Origin of the sequence: Streptomyces sp. 11x1, assembly GCF_032598905.1 — a bacterium.
Taxonomy (GTDB): Bacteria; Actinomycetota; Actinomycetes; order Streptomycetales; family Streptomycetaceae; genus Streptomyces.
This window is the reverse complement of record NZ_CP122458.1, coordinates 6,873,744-6,898,009: the sequence shown is the minus strand read 5'-3', so window position 1 is coordinate 6,898,009 and position 24,266 is coordinate 6,873,744. Positions and strand designations below refer to the sequence as shown.

21 protein-coding genes are annotated in these 24,266 nt (G+C 72.0%); 11 read left to right on the top strand and 10 right to left on the bottom strand.

Features of this window, described 5'->3' with window-relative positions:
* Window positions 1-82 precede the first annotated feature (82 nt).
* The gene (locus P8T65_RS30285; protein ID WP_316728352.1) at window positions 83-3,400 is read left to right on the top strand and encodes a S8 family serine peptidase; all 3,318 of its coding nucleotides are present in this window, start codon (window positions 83-85) and stop codon (window positions 3,398-3,400) included.
* A 119-nt stretch (window positions 3,401-3,519) separates the two neighbouring features.
* Here the strand turns inward: P8T65_RS30285 and P8T65_RS30280 are convergent, their stop codons facing one another.
* Together P8T65_RS30280 and P8T65_RS30275 are read right to left on the bottom strand one after the other, a co-directional pair.
* Window positions 3,520-4,596: a hypothetical protein gene (locus P8T65_RS30280; protein ID WP_316728351.1), complete on the bottom strand. Its 1,077-nt coding sequence runs from the start codon at window positions 4,594-4,596 to the stop codon at window positions 3,520-3,522.
* Between the two features lies 1 nt (window position 4,597).
* On the bottom strand, window positions 4,598-5,128 hold the full coding sequence (locus P8T65_RS30275; RefSeq protein WP_374116909.1) for an RNA polymerase sigma factor: 531 nt from the start codon (window positions 5,126-5,128) through the stop codon (window positions 4,598-4,600).
* Window positions 5,129-5,493: 365 nt separating this feature from the next.
* Here P8T65_RS30275 and P8T65_RS30270 point away from each other — a divergent pair, with 365 nt between their 5' ends.
* Window positions 5,494-6,513 (top strand): aspartate-semialdehyde dehydrogenase, encoded by a 1,020-nt coding sequence (locus P8T65_RS30270; protein WP_215455503.1) that lies wholly within the window; start codon window positions 5,494-5,496, stop codon window positions 6,511-6,513.
* Between the two features lie 58 nt (window positions 6,514-6,571).
* On the opposite strand, the gene P8T65_RS30265 is transcribed toward P8T65_RS30270, so the two are convergent.
* Together P8T65_RS30265 and P8T65_RS30260 are read right to left on the bottom strand one after the other, a co-directional pair.
* Window positions 6,572-6,919 carry a type II toxin-antitoxin system PemK/MazF family toxin gene (locus P8T65_RS30265; protein WP_316728350.1) on the bottom strand — a complete coding sequence of 116 codons (348 nt, stop codon included), beginning with the start codon at window positions 6,917-6,919 and terminating at the stop codon, window positions 6,572-6,574.
* Window positions 6,906-7,136: a ribbon-helix-helix domain-containing protein gene (locus tag P8T65_RS30260; protein WP_316728349.1), complete on the bottom strand. Its 231-nt coding sequence runs from the start codon at window positions 7,134-7,136 to the stop codon at window positions 6,906-6,908. The genes P8T65_RS30265 and P8T65_RS30260 overlap by 14 nt, the downstream gene beginning before the upstream one ends.
* A gap of 100 nt (window positions 7,137-7,236) precedes the next feature.
* Between P8T65_RS30260 and pepN the strand changes: the two genes are divergently transcribed.
* Complete coding sequence (pepN, locus tag P8T65_RS30255; RefSeq protein ID WP_316728348.1) at window positions 7,237-9,816, top strand: aminopeptidase N; 2,580 nt, start codon at window positions 7,237-7,239, stop codon at window positions 9,814-9,816.
* 40 nt (window positions 9,817-9,856) lie between these two features.
* Here pepN and P8T65_RS30250 read toward each other — a convergent pair whose 3' ends face one another.
* Window positions 9,857-10,870, bottom strand: coding sequence for an EamA family transporter (locus P8T65_RS30250; RefSeq protein WP_316728347.1), 1,014 nt, complete (start codon window positions 10,868-10,870; stop codon window positions 9,857-9,859).
* A 111-nt stretch (window positions 10,871-10,981) separates the two neighbouring features.
* On the opposite strand from P8T65_RS30250, the gene P8T65_RS30245 reads away from it, so the two are divergent.
* On the top strand, window positions 10,982-11,500 hold the full coding sequence (locus tag P8T65_RS30245) for a MarR family transcriptional regulator (RefSeq protein WP_316728346.1): 519 nt from the start codon (window positions 10,982-10,984) through the stop codon (window positions 11,498-11,500).
* Window positions 11,501-11,551: 51 nt separating this feature from the next.
* Here P8T65_RS30245 and P8T65_RS30240 read toward each other — a convergent pair whose 3' ends face one another.
* A complete protein-coding gene (locus tag P8T65_RS30240; protein WP_316728345.1) occupies window positions 11,552-13,156 on the bottom strand; it encodes an FAD-dependent monooxygenase in 1,605 nt (534 codons plus the stop codon).
* Window positions 13,157-13,266: 110 nt separating this feature from the next.
* Between P8T65_RS30240 and P8T65_RS30235 the strand changes: the two genes are divergently transcribed.
* Window positions 13,267-13,842: a TetR family transcriptional regulator gene (locus tag P8T65_RS30235; RefSeq protein ID WP_316728343.1), complete on the top strand. Its 576-nt coding sequence runs from the start codon at window positions 13,267-13,269 to the stop codon at window positions 13,840-13,842.
* A gap of 83 nt (window positions 13,843-13,925) precedes the next feature.
* On the opposite strand, the gene P8T65_RS30230 is transcribed toward P8T65_RS30235, so the two are convergent.
* From P8T65_RS30230 to P8T65_RS30220, 3 genes are all read right to left on the bottom strand, one after another.
* Window positions 13,926-14,177, bottom strand: a complete 252-nt coding sequence (locus tag P8T65_RS30230; protein ID WP_230211687.1) for a hypothetical protein — start codon at window positions 14,175-14,177, stop codon at window positions 13,926-13,928.
* 291 nt (window positions 14,178-14,468) lie between these two features.
* On the bottom strand, window positions 14,469-16,598 hold the full coding sequence (gene malQ, locus P8T65_RS30225) for a 4-alpha-glucanotransferase (RefSeq protein ID WP_316728339.1): 2,130 nt from the start codon (window positions 16,596-16,598) through the stop codon (window positions 14,469-14,471).
* Window positions 16,599-16,835 carry a hypothetical protein gene (locus tag P8T65_RS30220; protein WP_215455510.1) on the bottom strand — a complete coding sequence of 79 codons (237 nt, stop codon included), beginning with the start codon at window positions 16,833-16,835 and terminating at the stop codon, window positions 16,599-16,601.
* Between the two features lie 196 nt (window positions 16,836-17,031).
* On the opposite strand from P8T65_RS30220, the gene P8T65_RS30215 reads away from it, so the two are divergent.
* Genes P8T65_RS30215 through P8T65_RS30205 form a run of 3 tightly spaced genes read left to right on the top strand, consistent with a single transcriptional unit; the run spans window position 17,032 to window position 19,675 of the window.
* Window positions 17,032-17,565: a PadR family transcriptional regulator gene (locus P8T65_RS30215; RefSeq protein ID WP_184894027.1), complete on the top strand. Its 534-nt coding sequence runs from the start codon at window positions 17,032-17,034 to the stop codon at window positions 17,563-17,565.
* Window positions 17,562-18,317 (top strand): ABC transporter ATP-binding protein, encoded by a 756-nt coding sequence (locus P8T65_RS30210; protein WP_316728335.1) that lies wholly within the window; start codon window positions 17,562-17,564, stop codon window positions 18,315-18,317. The genes P8T65_RS30215 and P8T65_RS30210 overlap by 4 nt, the downstream gene beginning before the upstream one ends.
* A complete protein-coding gene (locus tag P8T65_RS30205) occupies window positions 18,314-19,675 on the top strand; it encodes an ABC transporter permease (protein ID WP_316728333.1) in 1,362 nt (453 codons plus the stop codon). The genes P8T65_RS30210 and P8T65_RS30205 overlap by 4 nt, the downstream gene beginning before the upstream one ends.
* A 134-nt stretch (window positions 19,676-19,809) precedes the next feature.
* Here the strand turns inward: P8T65_RS30205 and P8T65_RS30200 are convergent, their stop codons facing one another.
* Entirely contained in the window at window positions 19,810-20,910 is a 1,101-nt protein-coding gene (locus P8T65_RS30200; RefSeq protein ID WP_316728331.1) for a mechanosensitive ion channel family protein, read from the bottom strand.
* Between the two features lie 315 nt (window positions 20,911-21,225).
* Here P8T65_RS30200 and P8T65_RS30195 point away from each other — a divergent pair, with 315 nt between their 5' ends.
* The 3 genes from P8T65_RS30195 (at window position 21,226) to P8T65_RS30185 (ending at window position 24,230) form a co-directional block, all read left to right on the top strand.
* Window positions 21,226-21,762 (top strand): HNH endonuclease, encoded by a 537-nt coding sequence (locus P8T65_RS30195; RefSeq protein ID WP_086753161.1) that lies wholly within the window; start codon window positions 21,226-21,228, stop codon window positions 21,760-21,762.
* Between the two features lie 245 nt (window positions 21,763-22,007).
* The gene (locus P8T65_RS30190; protein WP_316728328.1) at window positions 22,008-22,841 is read left to right on the top strand and encodes a hypothetical protein; all 834 of its coding nucleotides are present in this window, start codon (window positions 22,008-22,010) and stop codon (window positions 22,839-22,841) included.
* 144 nt (window positions 22,842-22,985) lie between these two features.
* Window positions 22,986-24,230: an ROK family transcriptional regulator gene (locus P8T65_RS30185; protein ID WP_316728327.1), complete on the top strand. Its 1,245-nt coding sequence runs from the start codon at window positions 22,986-22,988 to the stop codon at window positions 24,228-24,230.
* Window positions 24,231-24,266: the final 36 nt, after the last annotated feature.

The window sequence follows — 24,266 nt, the reverse complement described above, 5'->3', positions numbered from 1 at the left end:
ACCGCATAACGGACCGGACCGATCCGAACCCGCCGCTCGGATCATCAATGTTCGTTCTCACCTGAATTCCTTACCTACAGGGATGCTGATGACCCTCACCCCCCACCCCGGCTCTGGCCCGGGTGCGAGACGCGTGGCCCGGATAGCCGTGGCCGCGGGACTGGTCGCCGCGCTCTCCGCGGCCGGGCCGATACCCATGGCCTTCTCGGCGGACGACCCGTCCGCCGCCGTCCCGGCGGACGGCGGCGTCAAGTCCGCGCACGACAAGCTCGGTTCGACCGACGCCGATCTGCTCGCCGAGGCCAAGGCCGACGGCGACAAGAACGTCACGATGATGATCGCCACCACGCCCGGCAAGACCGAACAGGTCGCCGAGCAGCTGGACGCGGTCAAGGGCGGCTCCGTGGGCCGCACCTACGACAAGCTCGGCTACGTCCGCGCCACGGTCCCGACCAAGAGCGCCGACTCGGCCATCTCGGCCGCCGCGAAGCTCTCCTCCGTCCAGGGCATCGACCTGCGCCAGGAGATCGTCCTCGACGACCCCTCGCCGGTCGCGGGCGCCACGGACGCGAAGTCTGGGGCCAAGGCGGCCAAGACATACTCGGGGCCCAGCAAGAAGACCCCCGCCGAGAACCCGTACAACCCGTCCTTCGAGACGGGCGCCGTCGACTTCGTGAAGCAGAACCCGAAGGCGGACGGCCGGGGTATCACCATCGGCGTCCTGGACTCCGGCGTCGACCTCGCGCACCCCGCGCTGCAGAAGACCACCACCGGCAAGCGCAAGATCGTCGACTGGGTGACGTCCACCGACCCGATCGTCGACGGCGACGGCAGCTGGCGCCCGATGACGAACTCGGTCGCCGGTCCCACCTTCACCTACAGCGGCCAGACCTGGACCGCGCCCGTGGGCTCGTACTCCGTCAACCTCTTCCGTGAGTCGATCACGGCGGCCGGTGACGCGGCGGGCGACGTGAACCGCGACGGTGACACCACCGACGCGTGGGGCGTGCTCTACGACGCGGCGGCCGGCACGGTCACCGTCGACGTCAACCAGAACTTCGACTTCACCGACGACAAGCCGATGAAGCCGTACAAGGACGGCCACCAGATCGGCTACTTCGGCACCGACGACCCGTCGACCGACGTCGCCGAGCGCCAGCCGTTCGTCGTGGAGTACCGCAAGGACGTTCCGATGGACCCCTTCGGGGGCGACTGGGTCGGCAAGAAGGCCGACTTCGTCAACATCGGTCTCATCTCCAGCGAGCACGGCACCCACGTCGCCGGCATCACCGCCGCGAAGGGCCTGTTCGGCGGGAAGATGAACGGCGCCGCTCCCGGTGCGCAGATCGTCTCCTCCCGCGCCTGCGAGTTCGGCCCCGGCTGCACCAACGTGGCGCTCACCGAGGGCATGATCGACCTCGTCGTCAACCGCGGTGTCGACATCGTCAACATGTCGATCGGCGGCCTCCCGGCGCTGAACGACGGCAACAACGCGCGCGCCGAGCTCTACACGCGCCTCATCGACACCTACGGCGTCCAGCTGGTCATCTCGGCCGGCAACTCGGGCCCGGGTGCCAACACGATCGGCGACCCCGGCCTGGCCGACAAGGTCATCTCGGTCGGCGCGTCCGTCTCCAAGGAGACCTGGGCGGCCAACTACGGCTCGAAGGTCACCAAGAAGAACCAGCTGTTCAACTTCTCCTCGCGCGGCCCGCGTGAGGACGGCGGCTTCACGCCCACCCTGGTCGCCCCCGGCGCCTCGATCAACACCACGCAGACCTGGCTGCCGGGCGGCCCGGTTCCCGAGGCGGGCTACCCGCTCCCGGCCGGCTACCAGATGCTCAACGGCACCTCGATGTCCTCCCCGCAGGCGGCCGGCTCCTCCGCGCTGCTGCTCAGCGCCGCGAAGCAGAAGGGCATCGACCTGACGCCCGTGAAGCTGCGCACCGCGCTGACCTCGACCGCCGACCACATCAGCGGCGTCCAGGCGTACGCCGAGGGCGCGGGCCTGATGAACATCGTCGACGCGTGGAAGTCGATCAAGAAGGGCGCGACCGCGCACGAGTACTCGGTCAAGGCACCCGTCGACACCGCGATCGACTTCGCGCTGAAGACGCCGGGCTTCGGCACCGGCATCTACGACCGTGAGGGCGGCCTGAAGGTCGGGCAGAAGAAGACGTACGAGGTGACCGTCACCCGTACCTCCGGCGCCGACAGGGCGATCCGCCACGAGCTGCACCTGGAGAACAACCGGGACCGCACGTTCCGGATCGTCGGCGACGACGAGATCTCCCTGCCGCTGAACAAGCCGGTCACCGTGAAGATCGCCGCCAAGCCGAAGAACTCCGGCATCAGCAGCGCGATCCTGGAGATCGACGACCCGAGGACCGTCGGCATCGACCGGCAGGTCCTCAACACGGTGGTCGCGTCCACGCCCCTGAAGTACACCCACTCGGCGTCCGGCAAGGTCCAGCGCAACTCCTTCAAGTCGTACTTCGTCACCGTCCCCGAGGGTGCCAAGACCCTTGAGGTCGCGATCAGCGGGCTGAAGGGCAAGAGCCAGACCCGGTTCATCGCCAACCACCCGTACGGCCTGGCGGTCGAGAGCACCAGCTCGCTGACCTGCTACAGCAACTTCCAGGACGGCGGGGGCTGCAAGCCGGACGTGCGCTCGTACGCCAACCCGCAGCCCGGTGTCTGGGAGATCGAGGTCGAGTCGCGCCGTACGTCGCCGCTGCTCGACAACCCCTACAAGCTGAACTTCGCGGTCTACGGCGCGAACTTCGACCCGGAGGTCGTCACCGTCCCCGAGGCCAAGGTCGGCACTCCGACCGCCGCCACCTGGAAGGTGACCAACGCTCTCGCCCCGGTCGACGGCAAGCTGGCGGGCGGCCCGCTGGGCTCGGCCAAGACCGACCGGCCGACCATCGCGACCGGTGACACCCAGACGACCACGGTCGAGGTGCCCGCGGGCGCCGAGTCCCTGGACGTCGCCATCGGCAACACGGCGGACACGGGCGCCGACCTGGACCTGTACGTCTACGACGCCGCGGGCACCCAGATCGCGAGCTCCGCGGACGGCGACTCCGAGGAGTCCGTCTCCGTCCCGAAGCCGGCCGCCGGTACGTACACCATCGAGGTCGTCGGCTACGCGGTACCGGCCGGGTCGACCGCGTACGACTACCGCGACGTGTTCTTCTCCTCCGCCCTCGGCGAGGTGAAGGTCGCGGACACCGCCGTCAAGCTCGGTACGGGCGCGTCGGTCACCGTCTCCGGTGACGTCGTCGCGGCCGCCGAGGCCCCGGCCGGCCGGGAGTTCTTCGGCCAGGTGCAGCTGGTGAACGCGCGGGGCACCGCCGCGGGCACCGGCAGCGTGCGGATCGAGAAGGTCACGCCGTAGTGCGCCGGTAGTGCGTGAGCCGTACTGAGGCGAACGGAGGGGCGGGTGTCCGGCTGGACACCCGCCCCTTCGCTCTGCTCCCCTCCCGCTCTCCTTCCGGCTCCCGGTCGTTCAGCGGGTCAGTCGCACTTGATCCGCTTCGAGTCCGGCAGCGCCGCCTCGATCCAGGCCCGCTCTCGGGCGATCTCCGCCTCCTTCGTGGTCCAGATGTCCGGCTGCGCGCTGTCCCGGGGGATGCCGAGGAGGACGTGGTCGCCCTCCTTCAGACGGGGGTCGACGTCCTGGCTCATCGGGAAGACGATCCGGTCCTCGCCCTTGTCGGGCTTGATCCAGTGGTCCACCTCCACCGTGATCCGGTCCTGCTCGGCCCCCGGCACGGGTTCGATCTCGGTGACGGTGCCCTCCACGATCGCGCGGGCGCAGGCCACGTACCCCTCCCGGCTGAGCGAGGCGGACGCGTCCCCCCGGTCGCCGTAGTCCGTGTTCCCGGTGTCCCCGCTCGACTGCTCGGAGACACTGGCGTCGCGCGCCTTCGTGCTGCTCGCCCCGTCACCGGTCTGCATGACCCCCCAGCCGATGGCGAGGACCACGGAGGCGGCGGCCGCGGCGGCGAGGGTGCCGCCGGTGATCCGCAGGGCGCGCCGGGCGCGGGACGGCCGCGACGGCAGGGGGGTCACCGACGCGGTGGGGGCCGACGCGGGCCCGGACACCGGCCCGGGGTCCGTCTCGGCACCGGCCGTGTCCCCCGGCCGCGCGGCCCCCACTCGCCCCGGCGCGACCCCGGTCACGGCGTCCTCGTCCGGCGCCGCCAGCGCCTCGCCGATCAGCCCCAGCTGCTCCCGCAGCAGCGCGAGGTCGGCGACGGCCGCCTCGTGGGACGCCACGTACTCGGCGTCCCGCAGGGCGTCCTCGGGCAACGGTTCGTCGAGAAGGGCCGCCATCAGCGCGTCCATGCCGTCGTACGTGGGCTCGTCGTACGTGGGCTCGTCGTGCGTGGGCTCGTGGTACGCGGCGCCGTCCTGTCCGTGGCCGTCGTGGCCGTGGCCGTCCTGTCCGTGGCCGTCCTGTCCGTGGCCGTCCTGTCCGTGGCCGTCGTGGCCGTGACCACGCTCTCCGGAGCCGTCGGGCGGAGGGCCCTCGTGGGCGCGGAGCGCCTCCTGCTCGGTGTCGCGTCGGCTGTCGTCCCGGGCGGTCATGTCACACCACCTCGTCCTCGTGCAGGCGGGTGCGCAGGGCGCGGACCGCCGAGTGGAGCCTGCTCTTGACCGTGCCCTCGGGGATGCCGAGCTCGTCGGCGATCCCCCGTACCGGCAGGTCGGCGTAGAAGCGCAGGACGAGGACCTGGCGCAGGGCGTCGGGCAGCTCGTCCAGGCCTCGGGCGACGGCGAGCGAGAGCACGCTGGAGTCCTCGCCCGAGGGGTGCTCGTGCTGGCGCAGCGAGGCGAGCCGCTCCCCCAGGCGCTCCTGGCGGCGCTTGGCGCGGTGCCAGTCCATCGCCAGGTTGGAGGCGACCACCGCCGCCCACGCGGACACGTCCCGCGGCGCCTCCCGGCCGCTCGCGGCCCGCTCCAGCAGCCGCAGCCGTACCTGCTGTACCCCGTCCAGCAGGTCCGACTGCGGCACACCTCCGAGCGCGAGCACGGCACGCACCCGCCGCTCCTGGGCCGCGTCCAGTGGGTCGTCCGGCTCCTGGACCCCCTGGACGTGGCGCGCCTTTCTGCGCAGCACAGCCACCCCTCCCCTCCCGCCCTCCCGCGTTTCCCCTACGACGCCGCCGCGGGCCGAAACGTTCGGCGGGTTCGGCACGACTTTCACGGTTCGGCGCAGAGGCGTACGTCACACCTTCGCGTGCACCCGGTCGGTGTGGGCAGGGTCGAGGCAGCACAGCTTGCGGCACGGAGCCGCCGTAGGGCGAATTTCTCCAGCTCAGCAGGGGTGCCACCCGAAGAAGCGGCTCCCCTGCCGGGGGCGGGGCCGTCCCGTCCCTCGGGCCTTGCGGTCAAAGGATTGGACAGGCGGACCCGGGCTGACCGCATGATGGAAAGGCCTCGGCCATGCCGCAGACACACACAAGCCACGTCAAAGGAGTCGCCGTGAGGGTCGGAATCGTCGGAGCCACCGGTCAGGTCGGCACGGTCATGCGCAAGATCCTCAAGGACCGCGACTTCCCGACGCGCGAGCTGCGCCTGTTCGCGTCCGCCCGCTCGGCCGGTTCGGTCATCGACGGCGTGACGGTCGAGGACGCGGCGACCGCCGACTACTCCGGCCTCGACATCGTCCTGTTCTCCGCGGGCGGCGCGACCTCGAAGGCGCTGGCCGAGAAGGTGGCCTCGCAGGGTGCGGTCGTGATCGACAACTCCTCCGCGTGGCGCCGCGACCCCGAGGTGCCCCTCGTGGTCTCCGAGGTGAACCCGCACGCGATCGCGGACCGCCCCAAGGGCATCATCGCCAACCCGAACTGCACGACGATGGCCGCGATGCCGGTCCTGCGTCCGCTGCACGAGGAGGCGGGCCTCGAAGCGCTGGTCGTCGCCACCTATCAGGCGGTCTCCGGTTCCGGTCTGGCCGGCGTCGCGGAGCTGCACGGTCAGGTCCAGAAGGTCGCGGCCGACGCGGACAAGCTGACGCACGACGGCTCGGCGGTGGACTTCCCCGAGCCCGGCGTCTACAAGCGGCCCATCGCCTTCAACGTGCTCCCGCTCGCGGGGTCGATCGTCGACGACGGTCTGCACGAGACGGACGAGGAGCAGAAGCTCCGCCACGAGTCCCGCAAGATCCTGGAGATCCCCGGTCTCAAGGTCTCCGGCACCTGCGTCCGCGTCCCGGTCTTCTCCGGGCACTCCCTGCAGGTCAACGCCCGCTTCGCCCGTCCGATCAGCGTGGAGCGCGCGACGGAGCTGCTGGCCGGCGCCCCGGGCGTGGCCCTCTCCGACATCCCGACCCCTCTCCAGGCCGCCGGCCAGGACCCCTCCTTCGTCGGCCGCATCCGCGCCGACGAGACCGTGGACAACGGCCTCGCCCTGTTCGTCTCCAACGACAACCTCCGCAAGGGCGCCGCGCTGAACGCGGTCCAGATCGCGGAGCTGGTGGCGGCGGAGCTGAACGAGAAGTAGACGGACGACATGCGGAAGGGGCGCCCACCGGATGCCGGGGGCGCCCCCTTTGCGTGCCTCAGAGAGCCAGATGTCGCCGTAGGGCTACGTCGATCTCACTCATGCGCTGGCGCGGGACCGAACCGATCGGTCGCAGCAGCCGCTCCGGAGCCAGAGCGCGAACCTGCTCGCACTGCACCTTGGAGTCCTTCGGAAGGCCGCACTCCTGGGCGGGGAGCAGGACCTGGAACGGAAAGACGCGAGCGGTGTTCGTGGTCAGGGGGACCAACGTGATCACGCCCCGGCCGGTCCGCGCCGCGGCCGCGTTGGCACCGTCGTTGGAGACGATCACCGCCGGGCGGGCCTTGCTCGCCTCGCTGCCCCGTGCCGGCTCGTAGTCGACCAGATAGATGTCACCGCGCTTCATCGGACAGCCCGTCCCCCGAGAACTGGTCCCAGAACGCGGCGTCTTCGCTCCCGTCCCACTCGGCGAAGGCCTCCGTGTACTCCTGCTCCAGCTGCGCTTCACGCAGGAGTTCGATGGCGGCGTGTATGACGGCCGACCGGGAATCGGCATCCGTACGCGCGGCGTACTCGTCGACGAAGGTGACATCCTCCTGCGGCAGGCTCACACTAATTTTCATAAACTTGATACTACCCAGGGTAGCCAAACATTGGCTACCCCAAACGGGCCCCCGCTCATGGAAGGATGGCGCAACCCACACATACCGAGGAGATGACCGCGTGCCTGGCACAAACCTGACCCGCGACGAGGCTCAGCAGCGGGCGGCGCTGCTGAGCGTCGACTCGTACGAGATCGATCTCGACCTCTCCGGCGCGCAGGAGGGCGGCACCTACCGGTCCGTCACCACGGTGCGCTTCGACGTCGCGGAGAACGGGGCGACGTCCTTCATCGACCTGGTGGCCCCGACCGTCCACGAGGTGACCCTCAACGGCGACGCGCTGGACCCGGCGGAGGTCTTCGAGGACTCCCGGATCGCACTGCCCGGCCTGCTGGAGGGCCGCAACATCCTGCGGGTCGTGGCCGACTGCGCCTACACCAACACGGGTGAGGGCCTGCACCGGTTCGTCGACCCGGTCGACGAACAGGCCTACCTGTACACCCAGTTCGAGGTGCCGGACGCGCGCCGGGTCTTCGCGTCGTTCGAACAGCCGGACCTGAAGGCCACCTTCCAGTTCACCGTGAAGGCCCCGTCCGGCTGGACCGTCATCTCCAACTCGCCGACGCCGGAGCCCAAGGACGACATCTGGGTCTTCGAGCCGACGCCCCGGATCTCGACGTACATCACGGCGCTCATCGTCGGCCCGTACCACTCGGTGCACAGCGTGTACGAGAAGGACGGGCAGAGCGTGCCGCTCGGCATCTACTGCCGCCCGTCGCTCGCCGAGTACCTGGACTCCGACGCGATCTTCGAGGTCACCCGGCAGGGCTTCGACTGGTTCCAGGAGAAGTTCGACTACGCCTACCCGTTCGAGAAGTACGACCAGCTGTTCGTACCGGAGTTCAACGCGGGCGCGATGGAGAACGCGGGCGCGGTGACCATCCGCGACCAGTACGTCTTCCGCTCGAAGGTGACGGACGCCGCGTACGAGGTCCGCGCCGAGACCATCCTCCACGAGCTGGCCCACATGTGGTTCGGCGACCTGGTGACGATGGAGTGGTGGAACGACCTGTGGCTGAACGAGTCGTTCGCCACCTATACGTCGATCGCCTGCCAGGCGGACGCCCCCGGCTCGCGCTGGCCGCACTCCTGGACCACGTTCGCCAACTCCATGAAGACCTGGGCGTACCGGCAGGACCAGCTGCCGTCCACGCACCCGATCATGGCGGAGATCAACGACCTGGACGACGTCCTCGTCAACTTCGACGGCATCACCTACGCGAAGGGGGCTTCCGTCCTGAAGCAGCTCGTCGCGTACGTCGGCCAGGACGAGTTCTTCCGGGGCGTGCAGGCGTACTTCAAGGCGCACGCGTTCGGCAACACGCGCCTGTCCGATCTGCTGGGCGCCCTGGAGGAGACCTCCGGCCGCGACCTGAAGGCCTGGTCGAAGGCGTGGCTGGAGACGGCCGGTATCAACGTCCTGCGCCCGGAGATCGAGACCGACGAGCACGGCGTCATCACCTCCTTCGCGATCCGTCAGGAGGCCCCGGCGCTGCCGACGGGCGCGAAGGGCCAGCCGACGCTGCGCCCGCACCGCATCGCGGTCGGCCTGTACGAACTGGACGACGACAGCGGCAAGCTGGTCCGCGACGAGCGCGTCGAGCTGGACGTCGACGGCGAACTGACCGCCGTGCCGCAGCTGGTGGGCACGCGCCGCCCGGCCGTGGTCCTCCTCAACGACGACGACCTGTCGTACGCGAAGGTCCGCCTCGACGAGCAGTCCCTCGCCTTCGTCACCGAGCACCTCGGCGACTTCGAGTCCTCCCTGCCCCGCGCCCTGTGCTGGGCCTCGGCCTGGGACATGACCCGCGACGCCGAACTCGCGACCCGCGACTACCTGTCGCTGGTGCTCTCCGGCATCGGCAAGGAGTCCGACATCGGTGTCGTGCAGTCGCTGCACCGTCAGGTGAAGCTGGCGATCGAGCTGTACGCCGACCCGACGGCCCGCGAGGCGCTGCTGACGCGCTGGACGGACGCCACGCTCGCGCACCTGCGCGCGGCCGAGGCCGCCTCCGACCACCAGCTGGCGTGGGCCCGCGCGTTCGCCGCGACCGCCCGCACGCCCGAGCAGCTGGACCTGCTGGAGGCCCTGCTGGAGGGGACGCAGACGATCGAGGGGCTGGCCGTCGACACCGAGCTGCGCTGGTCGTTCGTCCAGCGGCTCGCGGCGGTGGGCCGCTACGACGAGGCGGAGATCGCCGGCGAGTACGAGCGCGACAGGACGGCCGCCGGTGAGCGTCACGCGGCCACCGCCCGTGCCTCCCGCCCGACGCCCGAGGCCAAGGCCGAGGCCTGGTCGCAGGTCGTCGAGTCGGACAAGCTGCCCAACGCTCTCCAGGAAGCGGTCATCGGTGGCTTCGTCCAGACCGACCAGCGTGACCTCCTCGCCCCGTACACCGACAAGTACTTCGAGGTCGTCAAGTCCATCTGGGACGCCCGCTCCCACGAGATCGCCCAGCAGATCGCGGTCGGCCTCTACCCGACCGTCCAGGTCTCGGCCGACACCCTGCACAAGACGGACGCCTGGCTCGCCTCGGCCGAGCCGAACGCGGCCCTGCGCCGCCTGGTCTCGGAGTCCCGTTCGGGTGTCGAGCGCGCCCTGAGGGCCCAGGCCGCGGACGCGGCGGCGCCCTCGGACTGACGAAGGCCGCCGCCATGACGGCGGGGGGCGCGCGGTGACCTCACCGGGCGCCCCCCGCCGTTGTCGTCGGTCGGGGTGAGCGGTGGTCCGTGGCGGTCGCCGTCGGTCGGGGTGAGGCGTGGTTCCTGGCCGGCCCGGTCCCGGGCGCGGTCGGGCGCGGGCGGAGCTGGCCCAGGACGGTGGCGCCGAAGGCGATGGCCATGCCCAGGAGCTGGAGGGGCGTGAGGGCCTGGCCGAGCGCCGCCCAGCCGACCACGGCCGCCGTCAGGGGCGAGAGGGGGCCGAGGAAGGTGACCTGGGTGGCGGACAGCCGGCCGATGCCCCGGAACCAGAGCCAGTAGGAGACTGCGGTGTTGGCGAGGGCGAGATAGAGGTAACCGCCGATCGCGCGCCCGTCCAGGGCCGGGGGTGCGCCCTCGACGAGCAGGGCGAGCGGGGCGATCAGGAGGCCGCCCGCGGTCAGCTGCCAACCGGTGAGGGCGAGGGGTCCGACACCGGCCGGGCGGCCCCAGCGCTTGGTGAGAACCGTGCCGGTGGACATGGAGGCGGTGGAGGCCAGCGCCGCGACCAGACCGACCGGGTCCAGCGCGCCCGCCGCCTTCAGGACGACCAGGCTGACGCCGAGGGCCGCGGCGATCCCGGTGAGCAGGGTGCGTAGGGTCGGCCGCTCCCCCAGCAGCACGGTCGCCAGGCCCGCGACGAACAGCGGGCCGACCGAGCCGACGACCGCCGCCATTCCGCCGGGCAGCCGGTAGGCGGAGAGGAAGAGCAGCGGGAAGAAGGCGCCGATGTTCAGCGCGCCCAGCACCGCGGCCTTCCCCCACCAGATCCCGCGCGGCAGCGTGCGGGAGACCGCCAGAAGCAGCAGACCCGCCGGGAGCGCCCGCACCAAACCCGTGAACAGGGGACGGTCGGCCGGCAGGAACTCCGTCGTCACGGCGTAGGTGGTGCCCCAGGAGATGGGGGCGAGCGCGGTCAGAGCGATGAGGGGGAGCCGGCTCTCGGCGGGTGCGGCGTACGCGGTGTGCCCGGTGTGCGCGGTGCGCGCGGTCATGGGACGCGTCCTTCCCGAGGATTTGACTTGCTTTCCAGTAGCTTAACGCTAAGCTACTTTCCGTCAAGCTACTTTCTTGCGGCCGACCCATCGGCGTCCGATACTCACCTCATGAACCCGCGTTCCGAGCCCGACCAGCCGCTCCGCGACCCCGTCGACGCGATCATCGACCAGTGGGCGGCCGCCCGGCCCGACCTCGACACCACCGCGATGGCGGTCTTCGGCCGCGTCAATCGGCTCTCCCGGACCCTCGGCGACCTGATGGAGAAGACGTACGGGCGGTTCGGGATCTCGCGCGGCGAGTTCGACGTGCTCGCGACCCTGCGGCGCTCCGGCGAGCCGTTCACGCTCTCGCCGCGCCAGCTCTCCGCCACGCTCATGCTCACCACCGGCGGCATGACCGGCCGCCTCGACAAGCTCGAACGCGCGGGTCTCCTGCGCCGCTCCCCCGACCCGCACGACCGCCGCGCCCTCCAGGTCACCCTCACCGAGGAGGGCCTGAGCCTGATCGACGAAGCCGTCGGGGCGGGCGTCTCCGTCCAGACCGAGGCGCTCGCCCACCTGAACGACGAACAGGCCGGCCAACTGGCCGACCTGTTGAGGCTGCTGGTGGTGGGCACAGGGTCGTGAGCGGGTCCCTGGGCGGACCTGACGGGTCCTGATCGCCGCCCGAGCCGCCCGCTAGGCGGCCGCGCCGACCCACTGTGCGAGCGCCTCCTCGACCGCCGCGTCGTCCGCGTCCTCCGCCGCCCAGGCCACGTAGCCGTCCGGACGGACGAGGACGGTGGTGCGGCGGTCGCTCGTCCAGGTCGCCGAGGTGAGGCGGTCCTTGCGTGCGCCGAGGACGAGGGGCTCGTCCGCACCCTGTGGGCCGACGAGGGCGGCGGGCCGGTCCGCGCCGCGCGGGCCGACGAGGACGAAGCGGCCACCGCGCAGGGCCTCGTAGAGGCGGCCGGTGGACAGGGCGACGTCCGGCACACGGGTACCGACCAGGCGGTGGGCGCCGCGCGGGGCGGGGTACTCGTAGCCGATCCCGGTGATCTGGCCGATCGCTCGGGTGCGGGCCGGGGGGACGTGGTCGACGAAGGTGGTCAGGACGGTGCGGAGCGCCAGCATCCAGGGGGACTTGGCCATGGCGAGACGGACGATGCCGCCGCTGCTGCGGAGCACGGCCCGGCCGACGGGGTGGCGTTCGGCCTGGTAGCTGTCGAGAAGGGCGGGGTCCGCGTGGCCGCCCAGGACGGCGGCCAGCTTCCAGCCCAGGTTGGCGGCGTCCTGGAGCCCGGTGTTCATGCCCTGCCCGCCGGCCGGGGTGTGCACATGGGCGGCGTCACCGGCGAGGAAGACCCGGCCGACCCGGTACGCGGGGGCCTGACGCTCGTCGCAGTGGAAGCGGGACATCCAGCGGGCGTCCCGCATGCCGTAGTCGCGGCCGAGCGCGAGCCGGGTGATCTCCCTGACCTCGTCGAGGTCGAGCGGCTCGCTGTCGGGGACGTCACGGCCCCGGTGCCAGCCGATGACCCGGTGGTAGCCGTCGCCGAAGGGCGCGATGAAGGCAAAGGCGTCGCCGACGGCGTTCGCGGTCAGCACCTCCTCCGGCTGTTCGTCGAGCCGTACGTCCGCGAGAACCACGGAACGGATGACGGACTTCCCCGGGAACGGCAGCCCCACCGCCTCGCGGACCGCGCTGCGGTGCCCGTCCGTCCCGACGACGTACGCGGCGGTCAGCCGGTCGGTGCCACCGTCCGCCGTCCGTACGTCGACCGCGACACCGTGCGTGCTCCCGGCGCCGCCCGCGCCCTCGCCTTCGCCTTCGCCTTCGCCCTGCTGGATCGCCGTCACCTCCGTCTCGTACCGGAACCGCACCCCGGCCTCCACCGCCCGCCGCTCCAGGACCTCCTCGACCTCGTACTGCGGGATCACCAGGAGGTGGTTGAAGCGGGAGGGGAGGGTGTCGAGGCGGACGGAGAGGCGCCCGAAGAGGGCGATGCGGTCGAGGCGCCGGCCCCTGGCCTCCAGCTCGTCGGCGAGGCCCCGGGCGTCGAGCTGCTCCAGGGTGCGGGCGTGTGCGACGAAGGCCCGGGAGAGGTTGCTGATCCGGTGCTCGCGCTTCTCGACGAGGGTGACGGGGACGCCGGCGGCGGCGAGGTCGCCGGCGAGCAGCAGTCCGGTGGGACCGGCGCCCACCACGACGACGCCGCGGGGGTCGTGAGCGTCCTGGGCGACCTGGGCTTTCTGGGGGCGAAGGGTGCGGGTGGTGGTGTCGTCGTCGCGCTTGCCGTTCATGGCGGCCTCCTGCCAACACGTGTTGGTCAACGGTTGTTGGCCAACGCTTGTTGTCAAACGTAGGGACGCGACCCTGGACTGTCAACAGCTGTTGGCCTACGTTTGTTGGCATGAACGACACGGCACCACCCGCACCCCGCCGGTCCGACGCGACCCGGCACGCGATCCTCCGGGCGGCGCGCGAGCGGTTCGCGGCCGACGGGTACGACGGGGCCACCATCCGGGCGATCGCCAAGGACGCGCGGATCGATCCGTCGATGGTCATGCGGTACTACGGCTCGAAGGAGGGGCTGTACGCCGCCGCGCTCGACGTCGACCTGCGGCTGCCGGACCCGGGCGCGTTCGACGCGCGGGAGGTGGGCCGGGTGCTGGTGAGCCATTTCCTCGACCTCTGGGAGGAGAACGAGATGCTCACCGCGATGCTCCGGGTCGGCACCACGAACCAGGCGGGCGCCGAGCGGATGCAGGGGGTCTTCCGGGACCAGTTGCTGCCGCTCGCCCGGCATGTGTGCCCGCGCCCCGAGGAGGCGGGGACCCGGGCCGCGCTCTGCGCGTCACAGGTGCTGGGGCTGGCTCTGACGCGTTACGTCCTGCGGTTCCCGCCGACCGTGGCACTGAGCCGCGAGGAGATCGTGGAGTGGATGGGGCCGACCGTGCAGCGGTATCTCACGGCTCACCGGGCGTAGAACGCGACGAGGGCACCCTCGGCGCACTGGTGTGCGGAGGGTGCCCTCGGCGATACGTGTTGAGGAAGGTGGGGCGGAGGCGGTCAGGCCTTCGCCTTGGCCTTCGGCTGACGGTCCGTGGACCCGTCCAGGACCATGACGAGGCCGGTGATCACCGCGAACAGGGCGAGCGGCGCGACGACGAAGAGGCCGAGCGTCTCGATCACGCTGAGGCCCGGGCCCGGGTCGTCGCCGTCGTCGGGCACCAGCGCGAGGGCGGGGGACGACATGAGCAGCATCATCAGCGTCGTACCGGCAGCCAGGGCGCCGGCGCGCAGGGCGTTCTTCTTGTCCACGCGCTAAAGGTAACGAACGCGGGTGGGCCGCGCGCGGGCGGGGGGGCGCCTTCTGACTCGGGCAGGGGGCGCCTAGTAGCTCGGGGGTACCGGTTTCGTGTGCGGGTGCGGGTGCGTCGTGGTTGCTCGCGCAGTTCCCCGCGCCCCTGGAAAAGCAGGGGCTGCGCCCCGTGCTTTTCCCCCACGGCCCCGGCGCCTTCCAGGCCCGCAGGGCCTGGTCCTTTAGGGGCGCGGGGAACTGCGCGAGAAGCCCCACCGGAGCCGCACCCGCCGACGAACCCGGCCCCCGAGCTATGAGGCGCCCCCACCCACCCCCCGCAGCACATCCACCAACGCGTGCAACCGGGGCGACGCAGCCAGTTCCTCCAGCGTCACCGGCCGCCCCGCCGCGTCAGCGATCGGCAGACGCCAGTTCGGATACTGATCCCACGTCCCCGGCAGATTCTGCGGGCGCCGGTCGCCGAGCGCGTCGGGGAGCCAGAGACCGATCATGCGCGCGGGGGTCCGGAGCAGAAAGCGGTGGAGGGCCTGGATCTGCGCTTCCTCGGAGGTCGTGGAGATACCCCCGCCGGCCCCGTCCAGCAGCCCCAGCCGGGCGAGGAGGGCCAGCCACTCCCCCGCGTCGGCGGCCGCCTCCGCCCGCTCCTCGTCCAGGGAGCGGGTCAGCAGACCCAGACCGTGGCGGAGGTCGACGTGGTCGCAGGTCAGCCGGGAGGCGGTCGGCGGCAGGTCGTGCGTGGTGGCGGTGGCGAGACAGTTCGCGCGCCAGCGTTCGGGCGGGAGGGGGCGGCCCGTGCCCTCCCAGTCGCGTTCGAACCAGAGCACGGACGTGCCCAGCACCCCGCGGGCGTCGAGGGCCTCGCGGACGCCGGGTTCGACCGTGCCCAGGTCCTCGCCGATCACCAGGGCGCCGGTCCGCTCCGCCTCCAGGACCAGGATCGCGAGCATGGCGTCGGCGTCGTAGCGGACGTACGTGCCCTCGGTCGGGGCCTCGCCCTGCGGGACCCACCAGAGGCGGAACAGGCCCATGACGTGGTCGATGCGGAGGGCGCCCGCATGGCGCAGCAGGGCGCGCAGGAGGCGCCGGTAGGGGGCGTACCCGGACTCGGCGAGGCGGTCGGGGCGCCAGGGCGGCAGGCCCCAGTCCTGGCCCCGGGAGTTGAAGGCGTCGGGGGGCGCGCCGACGGACATGCCGGCCGCGAAGTACTCCTGCTGGGCCCAGGCGTCGGCACCGCCGGGGTGGACCCCGACCGCCAGGTCGTGCACCAGGCCGATGGGCATGCCGGCGTCGCGCGCGGAGCGCTGCGCGGTGCCGAGCTGCGCGTCGGTGAGCCAGGCGAGGCGGGTGTGGAAGTCGACGCGGTCCATCAACTCGCCGCGCGCGCGGGCGGTTTCGGCGGAGCGCGGGTCGCGCAGGGCTTCGGGCCAGCGCGACCAGTCGGAGCCGTGGACCTCGGCGAGCGCGCACCAGGTGGCGTGGTCCTCCAGCGCCTGGCCCTCCTCGGCGAGGAAGTCCCAGTACGCGGCTCTCCGCCCGGGACCGAGCGGGACGGCCCGCACCAGCTCCAGGGCCTCCCGTTTGAGGTCCCACACCGCGTCCCGGTCGATCAGCTCACCCTTGGCGAGCACGGAGTCCCGCAGGCGCGCGGCCCGCTCCGACAGCGCGCCGAGGCGGTCGCGGTCGTCGGGGGACGAGGCGGCGGCCTCCGCGAGGGCGTAGGGGTACTCGGGGACGTCCTCGACGCGCAGGTGGACGGGGTCCGGGTAGCGGCGGGAGGAGGGGCGGTACGGGGAGGGGTCGGTGGGGGCGCCGGGTACGGCCGCGTGCAGCGGGTTGACCTGGACGAATCCGGCGCCGAGGGCGCGGCCGGCCCAGGCGGACAGCTCGGCGAGGTCACCGAGGTCGCCCATGCCCCAGCTGCGCCGCGAGAGCAGGGAGTAGAGCTGGACGAGGAGGCCGTAGGTGCGGCCGGGCGGGGCGGGCAGCCGGGCCGGGGCCACGACCAGGTGGGCCTCGGCGGTGCGGCCGTCGGGGGCGGTGGCGCGCAGGGCGTGCACGCCCGGGGGCAGCTTCTCCGTCGTCGAGCGGAGTTCGCCCTGTTCGGTCTCGACGCGCAGCCGGGTGCCCTCGGGGAGGGCGGCCAGCGCGGCCGGAGGCCCGCCGTCGGCCCACTGGACCAGGGTCGGCGGCAACAGCCGTGCGGACAGCTGCCGTTCGCGTGCGGCGAGGGCGGTGCGCACGGCCTCGGGGGTGCTCGCGTCGACATCGAGCGCGGCGAGGACGGCCACGACCGCGCCGTCCGAGGCCGCGACCGTACGGTCCGGTGAGGGGCTGTAGGAGGTGGCCACGCCGTGCAGGGCGGCTAGCCGGGCCAGCGGGGTCTCGGGCGCCGGGCCCGAACCCCCTGGGTCTTCTGTCATCTAGACCCCCGATGCGGCGCCGTGGGACGTGGGTTCACTGGTGAGGGGAGCCGCGTCGGCGAGGGGCGGCTCGCTGGTGAGGGGAGCCGCGTCCGGGAGCGGCGGTTCGCTGGTGAGCGGGACGTCGGCGCAGGGCCCTTCGGCGCTGAACACACAGACGTGCGGCTCGTGGAGCTCGTAGGGCTCCGCCTCGCGTTTGGAGCGGGCCTGGGTCGGCAGGGGGGTGGTCGTGGCCACGGGGGCCTCCTAGTCGTCGTACGGCGATGGGGTGCGGGTCCGGGGTACTCCAGCCCTACCCAGCGCGCGCCGCCGCAGACGTGGGCGGGCGGACATCGTGGGGTTGTTCACTTCCTCGCCGGATCCGGAACATACTCCGGGGCCGCTCCAGGGCCAGCTATTCACTCAGTACATATACTCAGTGCATACTGGGGGCATGAGCACCCGTCACATCCTGTTGGGGCTGCTCGCCGGCGGGCCGAGCCATGGCTACGACCTCAAGCGACGCCACGACGAACGCTTCCCGCAGGCCCGTCCGCTGGCGTACGGGCAGGTCTACACGACCCTGCAGCGGCTGGTCCGCGACGGGCTCGCCGAGGTCGACGGCACCGAGGCGGACAGCGGCCCGGAACGGACGATGTACCGCTCGACGGACGAGGGGGCGCGCGAGCTGGCCAGGTGGGCCGGGGAGATCACCGCGCCGGCGCCGTTCGTGACGAACGAGATCTTCGCCAAGCTCGTCGTCTCGATCCTCACCGACGGCGACCCGGCCGCCTACCTGCGGGGGCAGCGCACGGCGCACATGGCGCGCATGCGGGAGCTGACCGCCGTGAAGACCGCGCCGGGCGCCGACCTCTCGACCGTGCTCGCGGCGGACTACGCCCTCAACCACCTCGACGCCGACCTCCGCTGGATGAACACCACCGCGGCCCGGCTGACCACCCTGACCGCGGAGGTCGACGCAGCATGACCGAGAAGAACACCCGTCCCTCGCCGGTGCTCACGGCCCGCGGACTGGTCAAGGAGCACGGCAGGACACGGGCGCTGCGGGGTGCCTCGCTGGAGCTCCGGGAGGCCGAGATCCTCGCCGTCACGGGGGCCAGCGGCAGCGGGAAGTCCACTCTGCTGCACTGTCTGGCGGGGATCGTCCGGCCGGACGAGGGCTCGGTGGCGTACGCCGGGAAGCGGCTCGACCAGCTCCCCGAGAAGGAGCTGAGCGAACTGCGCCGGACGGACTTCGGGGTCGTCTTCCAGTTCGGCCAGCTGATACCCGAGCTGACGGCCGTCGACAACGTCGCACTGCCGCTGCTGCTGGCCGGCACGGATCGCCTGACCGCGCGGGAGCGGGCCGGCGAGTGGCTGGAGCGGTTCGGGGTGCGGGGGCAGGAGGACCAGCGGCCCGGAGAGATGAGCGGCGGCCAGGCGCAGCGGGTGTCGCTGGCGCGGGCGCTGGTGACCGGGCCGAGGGTGGTGTTCGCGGACGAGCCGACCGGGGCGCTGGACTCGCTGGCGAGCGAGCAGGTGATGGCGGCGCTGACGCACGCGGCCCGGGAGTCCCGCACGGCGGTGCTGCTGATCACGCACGACGCGCAGACCGCGGCGTACGCGGACCGCGAGGTCACGCTGCGGGACGGGGTCGTGGTGTCGGAGGCGGACGCGGGCACGAGCGCGGGCGCGGGCGCGGGCGCGGGCGCGGGCGCGGAGCTGGAGGTGTCCCCGTGAAGGGGCTGGTGAGCGATCTGCGGCTGGCCCTGCTGCTGACGCGGGGTTCGGACCGGCGGGAGTGGTGGCGGACGGCCCTCACGGGGGCGGGGGCGGCGCTCGCGACGGGCTTCGGCCTGGCGGCGGGAGCGCTCGCCTCCCTGGCCGGTCACCATCGGTTGGGCCTGGCCGCCGGGCTGATGGACAACCCCGGTGAACGCGCCGGGGTGATCACCACCCTGCTGCTCCTGCTGGTGCCGGTCCTCGGGTTCCTCGGTCAGTGCGCCCGCGTGGGGGCCGTCCACCGGGACCGGCGGCTCGCCGGGCTGCGGCTGGCCGGCGCCTCGGCGGGCCAGGTGCGGCGGATCGCGGCGCTGGAGACGGGGGTGGCCTGTCTGGCGGGTTCGCTGGTCGCGACCCTCGCCTTCGTGGTGTTCCTGGTGAGCCGGTGGCACAGCCCCGGCCCGGTGACGTGGCTCGTGATCGTGCTGGTGGCGCTCGGCGTGCCCGCGTCCGGCGCTCTCGTGAGTGTGCTGGCGCTGCGCCGGGTCGTGGCCTCGCCGCTGGGCTGGGTACGACGGGTGCGGCCGGGCTCCGGCCGGGGGCCGATGTGGGTGTTCCTGGGTGCGATCGGAGTGCTGGTGCTCGCGGCCCTCCTCGCCGTCGCCGGCACCACCCGGAACATGCCCGACCAGAAGGCCGGGCAGGCCCCGCTGACACTGTGCGGCGCGCTGCTCGCGGTGGGCGCGGGCGCGGTGCTGCTGTCCGGCGCCGTCTCCAGGGTCACCGGCCGGCTGCTCGCCTCGCGCACCGGGAACCCGGCGGTACTGATCGCCGCCGAGCGGCTGCGCGACGACCCCTGGGCGGCGGCCCGCACCCATGCGGCCGTCCTCCTGGGGGTCGTGGTCGGCAGCGGGTACCTCGGCGTACGGCAGGCGCTGCTCGCGCACATCGAGGGACCGGCCCAGCTGGCCGGGAGGGACGACTTCTACCTCGCCGGTCTGAACTTCACCGCCGCAGCCATCGTCGTCGGCTTCGCCATCACCCTCTTCGGTCTGGCCGTCGGCACCGCCGAGTCCCTCGCCACCCGCCGCCGGGGCCTGGCCGCGCAGGTCGCCGCCGGGGTGCCGTACGAGGTGCTGCGCCGGGCCCTGCTGCTGGAGACGGCCCTGCCCCTGGCGCCGTCGATACTGGTCGCCGGCCTGGGCGGCACGGCGATCGCCGTCACGTACGCCACCTACGTGGGCGGTGCCCTGTCCATCCCCTACGGCGCACCCCTGGTCCCTCTCGCGGTGTACGGCGCCTGTCTGCTCGCCGCGGCCACCACCCTGCCTCTGCTCCACCGCACGATCCGGCCGACGGAACTGCGGTACGTGTAAGGCCGAAGGAACGGCGTCCCAGGAGACACGGGGGTGCTCCTGGGGAACCGGAGGAGGCAGGAAGAAATGGGGGCGTCCGGAGAGATCCGGGCGCCCCCGCAGTCACGCACGCCCCCCCCCCGCGCGCCCTCGCTCTACTTGGGCACGGCCGAGGGCGCGATCGGTGTCGCCCGTTCCGACTGGGGCGAGGTCGTGTTGGCGTAGACGGACGGGGCCGACACGCCGGCCGTCGGGTCGGCGTCCTCGTCGGCCGCGGGGGCCGGGCCGCCGCCCACGATGCGGATGTCGGCGGCGTCGAAGGCCTTCTTGATGCGCCAGCGCAGCTCCCGCTCGACCGTGAGGGCCTTGCCCGGCATGGTCTTGGCGGAGACGCGGACGACCATCGAGTCCAGGAGCACGTCGTCGAGGCCGAGGACCTCGATGGGGCCCCACAGGAGCTCGTTCCAGGGCTCCTCCTTGCTCATCGCCTCGCCGACCTCGGCGAGGGTGCGGCGGACCTTGTCGAGGTCCTCGTCGTAGCGGACGGTGACGTCGACGCCGGCCGTGGCCCAGCCCTGCGACAGGTTGCCGATGCGCTTGACCTCGCCGTTGCGGACGTACCAGATCTCGCCGTTGTCGCCGCGCAGCTTGGTGACGCGCAGGCCGACCTCGATGACCTCGCCGGAAGCGACGCCCGCGTCGACGGTGTCGCCGACGCCGTACTGGTCCTCCAGGATCATGAAGACACCGGAGAGGAAGTCCGTGACCAGGTTCCGGGCGCCGAAACCGATGGCGACGCCCGCGACACCGGCGGAGGCCAGCAGCGGGGCCAGGTTGATCTCGAAGGTGGCGAGGACCATCAGGGCGGCCGTGCCCAGGATCAGGAACGACGCGACCGAGCGCAGCACCGAGCCGATGGCCTGGGAGCGCTGGCGGCGGCGCTCGACGTTGACCAGCAGACCGCCGAGGGTGCCCCCCTCGACGCCCGGCACGGAGCGGTTCATCCGGTCTATGAGCTTGGTGATGGCCCGCCGGACCACCACTCTCAGCACCGCCGCTATCACCACGATCAGCAGGACACGGAGACCGATGGCCAGCCATGTGGACCAGTTCTCCTCCACCCAGCTGGCGGCGTTGGTCGCGCTCTCCTGTGCGTCCTCCAGCGACGGCACGGCCGGTGTCGTCGCCGTCTCCGAGGGGGACGGCGACGGCGCGGCGGCGGCCAGGAGGAGGGACAGGGAAGAAACGGACGGCACGGCAGGAACCTCCAAGGTGCGTTATCTGCCCTCCGGCACGGCGGTCAAGATCCGTCGGGTCACGGAAAGGTCACCGGACGGGCAGGTCCACCACACTAACGGGGCATTGTGTGGAGGTCGCCGCCATGTTCGAGGGAGACAAGGCGCTCACCAGGGAGTGAAGGGCGCACACGGCGGGGGATGAATGAGGTGTGGTCGAAAACACTCCCAGCCCGTTACCGGGACATGGTGGCGCTTCCACCAGGCCTGAGGGGAGACTGACTACGGATCGTCCACGGCGCGAGCCACGCGCCGCCGGCGTACAAGGAGGCATCCGTGCCGCACGTCCTGGTCCTCAACGCGTCGTACGAGCCGCTCGGCGTCGTACCGCTCCGCCGCGCGCTCGTCCTCGTCCTGGAGAACAAGGCCGTCTCCCTGGAAGAATCCGGCGCCTATCTGCACAGCGCGACCGTCACAGTCCCCGCACCCAGCGTGGTCCGGCTCAAGCGATTCGTCCGGGTTCCCTATCGGGGGCCCGTTCCTCTGACCCGTCGGGCGCTGTTCGCCCGCGACGGGGGCCGGTGCATGTACTGCGGTGGCGTCGCAACCAGCGTCGACCACGTCATCCCGCGCAGTCGCGGGGGCAAGCACGTCTGGGACAACGTCGTCGCGTCGTGCCGCCGCTGCAACCACGTCAAGGCCGACCGCCATCTCGTCGAGATCGGCTGGCGGCTCCGCCACAAACCCGCACCGCCCACCGGGCTGGCCTGGCGCATCATCGGCACGGGGCACAGGGACCCACGATGGCTGCCCTACCTGCAGCCGTTCGGCGCGGACGACGCGTTGGCCCGGATCGACGGCATCTCCGCCTGACGGTCCGGGTTTTTGCATGGCCGGGTGCCCTCGCCGCAGGGGCACCCGGTACGCGTCGCAGGGGCACCTGGCACGTATCTCTGGGGGCGCCTGGAACGCTCACATCCGCTTGACCTGCGCCTTCGGAACTGTCTTCACAGGTACCCCGCATTCCCTTCGCACACATGATCGCTTAGTGTCACCCCCACAGCGGGCCCTTGTTCTGGAGCGCAACGCCCAGGGGCCCGCCACGAATGTGGGGACTCATGCGCAAGCTCGCCATAGGCGCCGCCGTGTCCGGCGCCCTGGCTCTCACCGGCCTCGCCGCGCCCGCCGCGCTGGCCGAATCGCCGGCTCTGACCTTCGGCACCATCACGGTCAACAACGGCAAGCCGATCACGGTCGGCACCAAGGCCGCGGTGACCGTGCCGGTGACGTACAGCTTCACCCGGCCGACCGATCTGGTCATCGACTACAAGAACAACTTCCTGATCGTCGCCCTCTACCGGGGTTCGCTGGCGGAGACCGACAACGCCATCGAAGCGAACTCGATGCCCGTCTGCACCACGACCGCGACGACCGACACCACGGTGACCGAGTCCTGCGCGGCGAAGCTCACCATCGACCCGCGGGACAACCTCTACACCGCCGCGGACGCCACCACCTGGAAGGCCGCCGCCCTCTACAGCGAGACGGCGATCGACCTCGACGAATCCGACGACCACATCAGCGCGCACACCGGCCTCGACATCTGGGGCAGCCTCGGCACCGCCAAGCTCCAGCGGGTCTCCAAGGTCACCGTGAACGCCACCCCCGAGCCGGTCGTCAAGGGCAGGACCCTGACCGTCAAGGGCGCGCTCACCCGCGCTGACTGGAACACCGGCAAGTACGCCGGCTACAAGGGCCGGCAGGTCACCCTCCAGTTCAAGGCGAAGGGCGCCGCCGCCTACACCGACGTGAAGACGGTGACCTCCGGCACGGGCGGGGCTCTCGCCACCACCGTGAAGGCGTCGAAGGACGGCTCGTACCGCTACAAGTTCGCCGGTACGTCCACCACCGCGGCGAAGACGTCCGCGGCGGACTTCGTCGACGTGAGGTAACGGCACCGCAGCCCGGCCCCCGGACGGTGACTCCGCCGCCCGGGGGCTTTTTTCATGGCCGGTTATTGACGCTCGCCTGGTCTAGTCCTATCGTCCTGGCATCCGATAGGAAACTTTCCTAACAGTTGGGCAGGTGGCGGACCCATGGCAGGAACCCCTCGCGTACTGCGCGCCATGAACGACCGCGCCGCACTCGATCTGCTGCTGGAGCACGGCCCGCTCTCCCGGACCCGGCTCGGCAGGCTGACAGGGCTGTCCAAGCCGACCGCCTCCCAGCTCCTGGCGCGCCTCGAAGCCGCCGGCCTCGTGGTCGCCACCGGCACCGGCGCGGACGGACCCCGCGACGGCGACCCCGGCACCGGCGGGTCCGGTACGGGCCGACCCGGCCCCAACGCCCAGCTCTACGCGGTCGACCCGACCGCCGCGTACGCCGCCGGCCTCGACGTCACCCCCGAACGGGTCCTGGCCGCCGTCGCCGACATCACCGGCCGCACCGTCGGCGAGCACGCCGTCCCCACCCCCGGACGCCGTGCCGCCCAGCCGGTCGTACGGCAGGTCACCACCGCCCTCGACGGGGCGGTCAAGGCCGCCGGACTCACCCGGTCCGACGTGCACCGGCTGGTCATCGGCACACCGGGCGCCTTCGACCCCACCACCGGACGACTGCGGTACGCCTCGCACCTGCCTGGCTGGCACTCCCCCGCACTCCTCGACGAACTCGCCGCCGCGCTGCCGATGCCGGTGGAGTACGAGAACGACGTGAACCTCGCCGCGCTGGCCGAACAGCGACTGGGCGCGGCCAAGGGCCACGCCGACTTCGTACTGCTGTGGAACGAGGGCGGTCTCGGCGCCGCGGTCGTCCTCGGCGGACGGCTGCACCGGGGGTTCACCGGGGGCGCCGGCGAGGTCGGCTTCCTGCCGGTCCCGGGCGTGCCCCTGGTCCGCCATGTCACCAAGGCGAACAGCGGCGGCTTCCAGGAGCTCGCCGGCTCGCAGATCATTCCCCGGCTCGCCCGCGAGCTGGGGATCTCTCCGGTGCCGGAGGGGCCGTACGCCGAGGTCGCGGCGGCGCTCGTGGCCCGGGCGGCCGAGGTCGACTCCGGGGCCCACCGGCAACTTCTGGCCACGTACGCCACGGGGCTCGCGACAGGTATCGCCTCACTCGTGGCCGTACTCGATCCCGAACTCGTCGTCCTCAGCGGTACGGCACTGACCGCCGGCGATGAGCCGCTGCGGGCGCTCGTCGAGGCCGAGTTGGCCGAGCTGGCGGCTTCCCGGCCGCGGCTCGTGCTCGGTGACGTGCGTGAACACCCTGTGCTGCGGGGCGCGTTGGAGAGTGCGCTCGCGGCGACGCGTGACGAAGTCTTCAACACGTTGACGCTCCGCTGAGTTCGGCCGTCTTTCAGGTCGTTTGAACACTGCCGG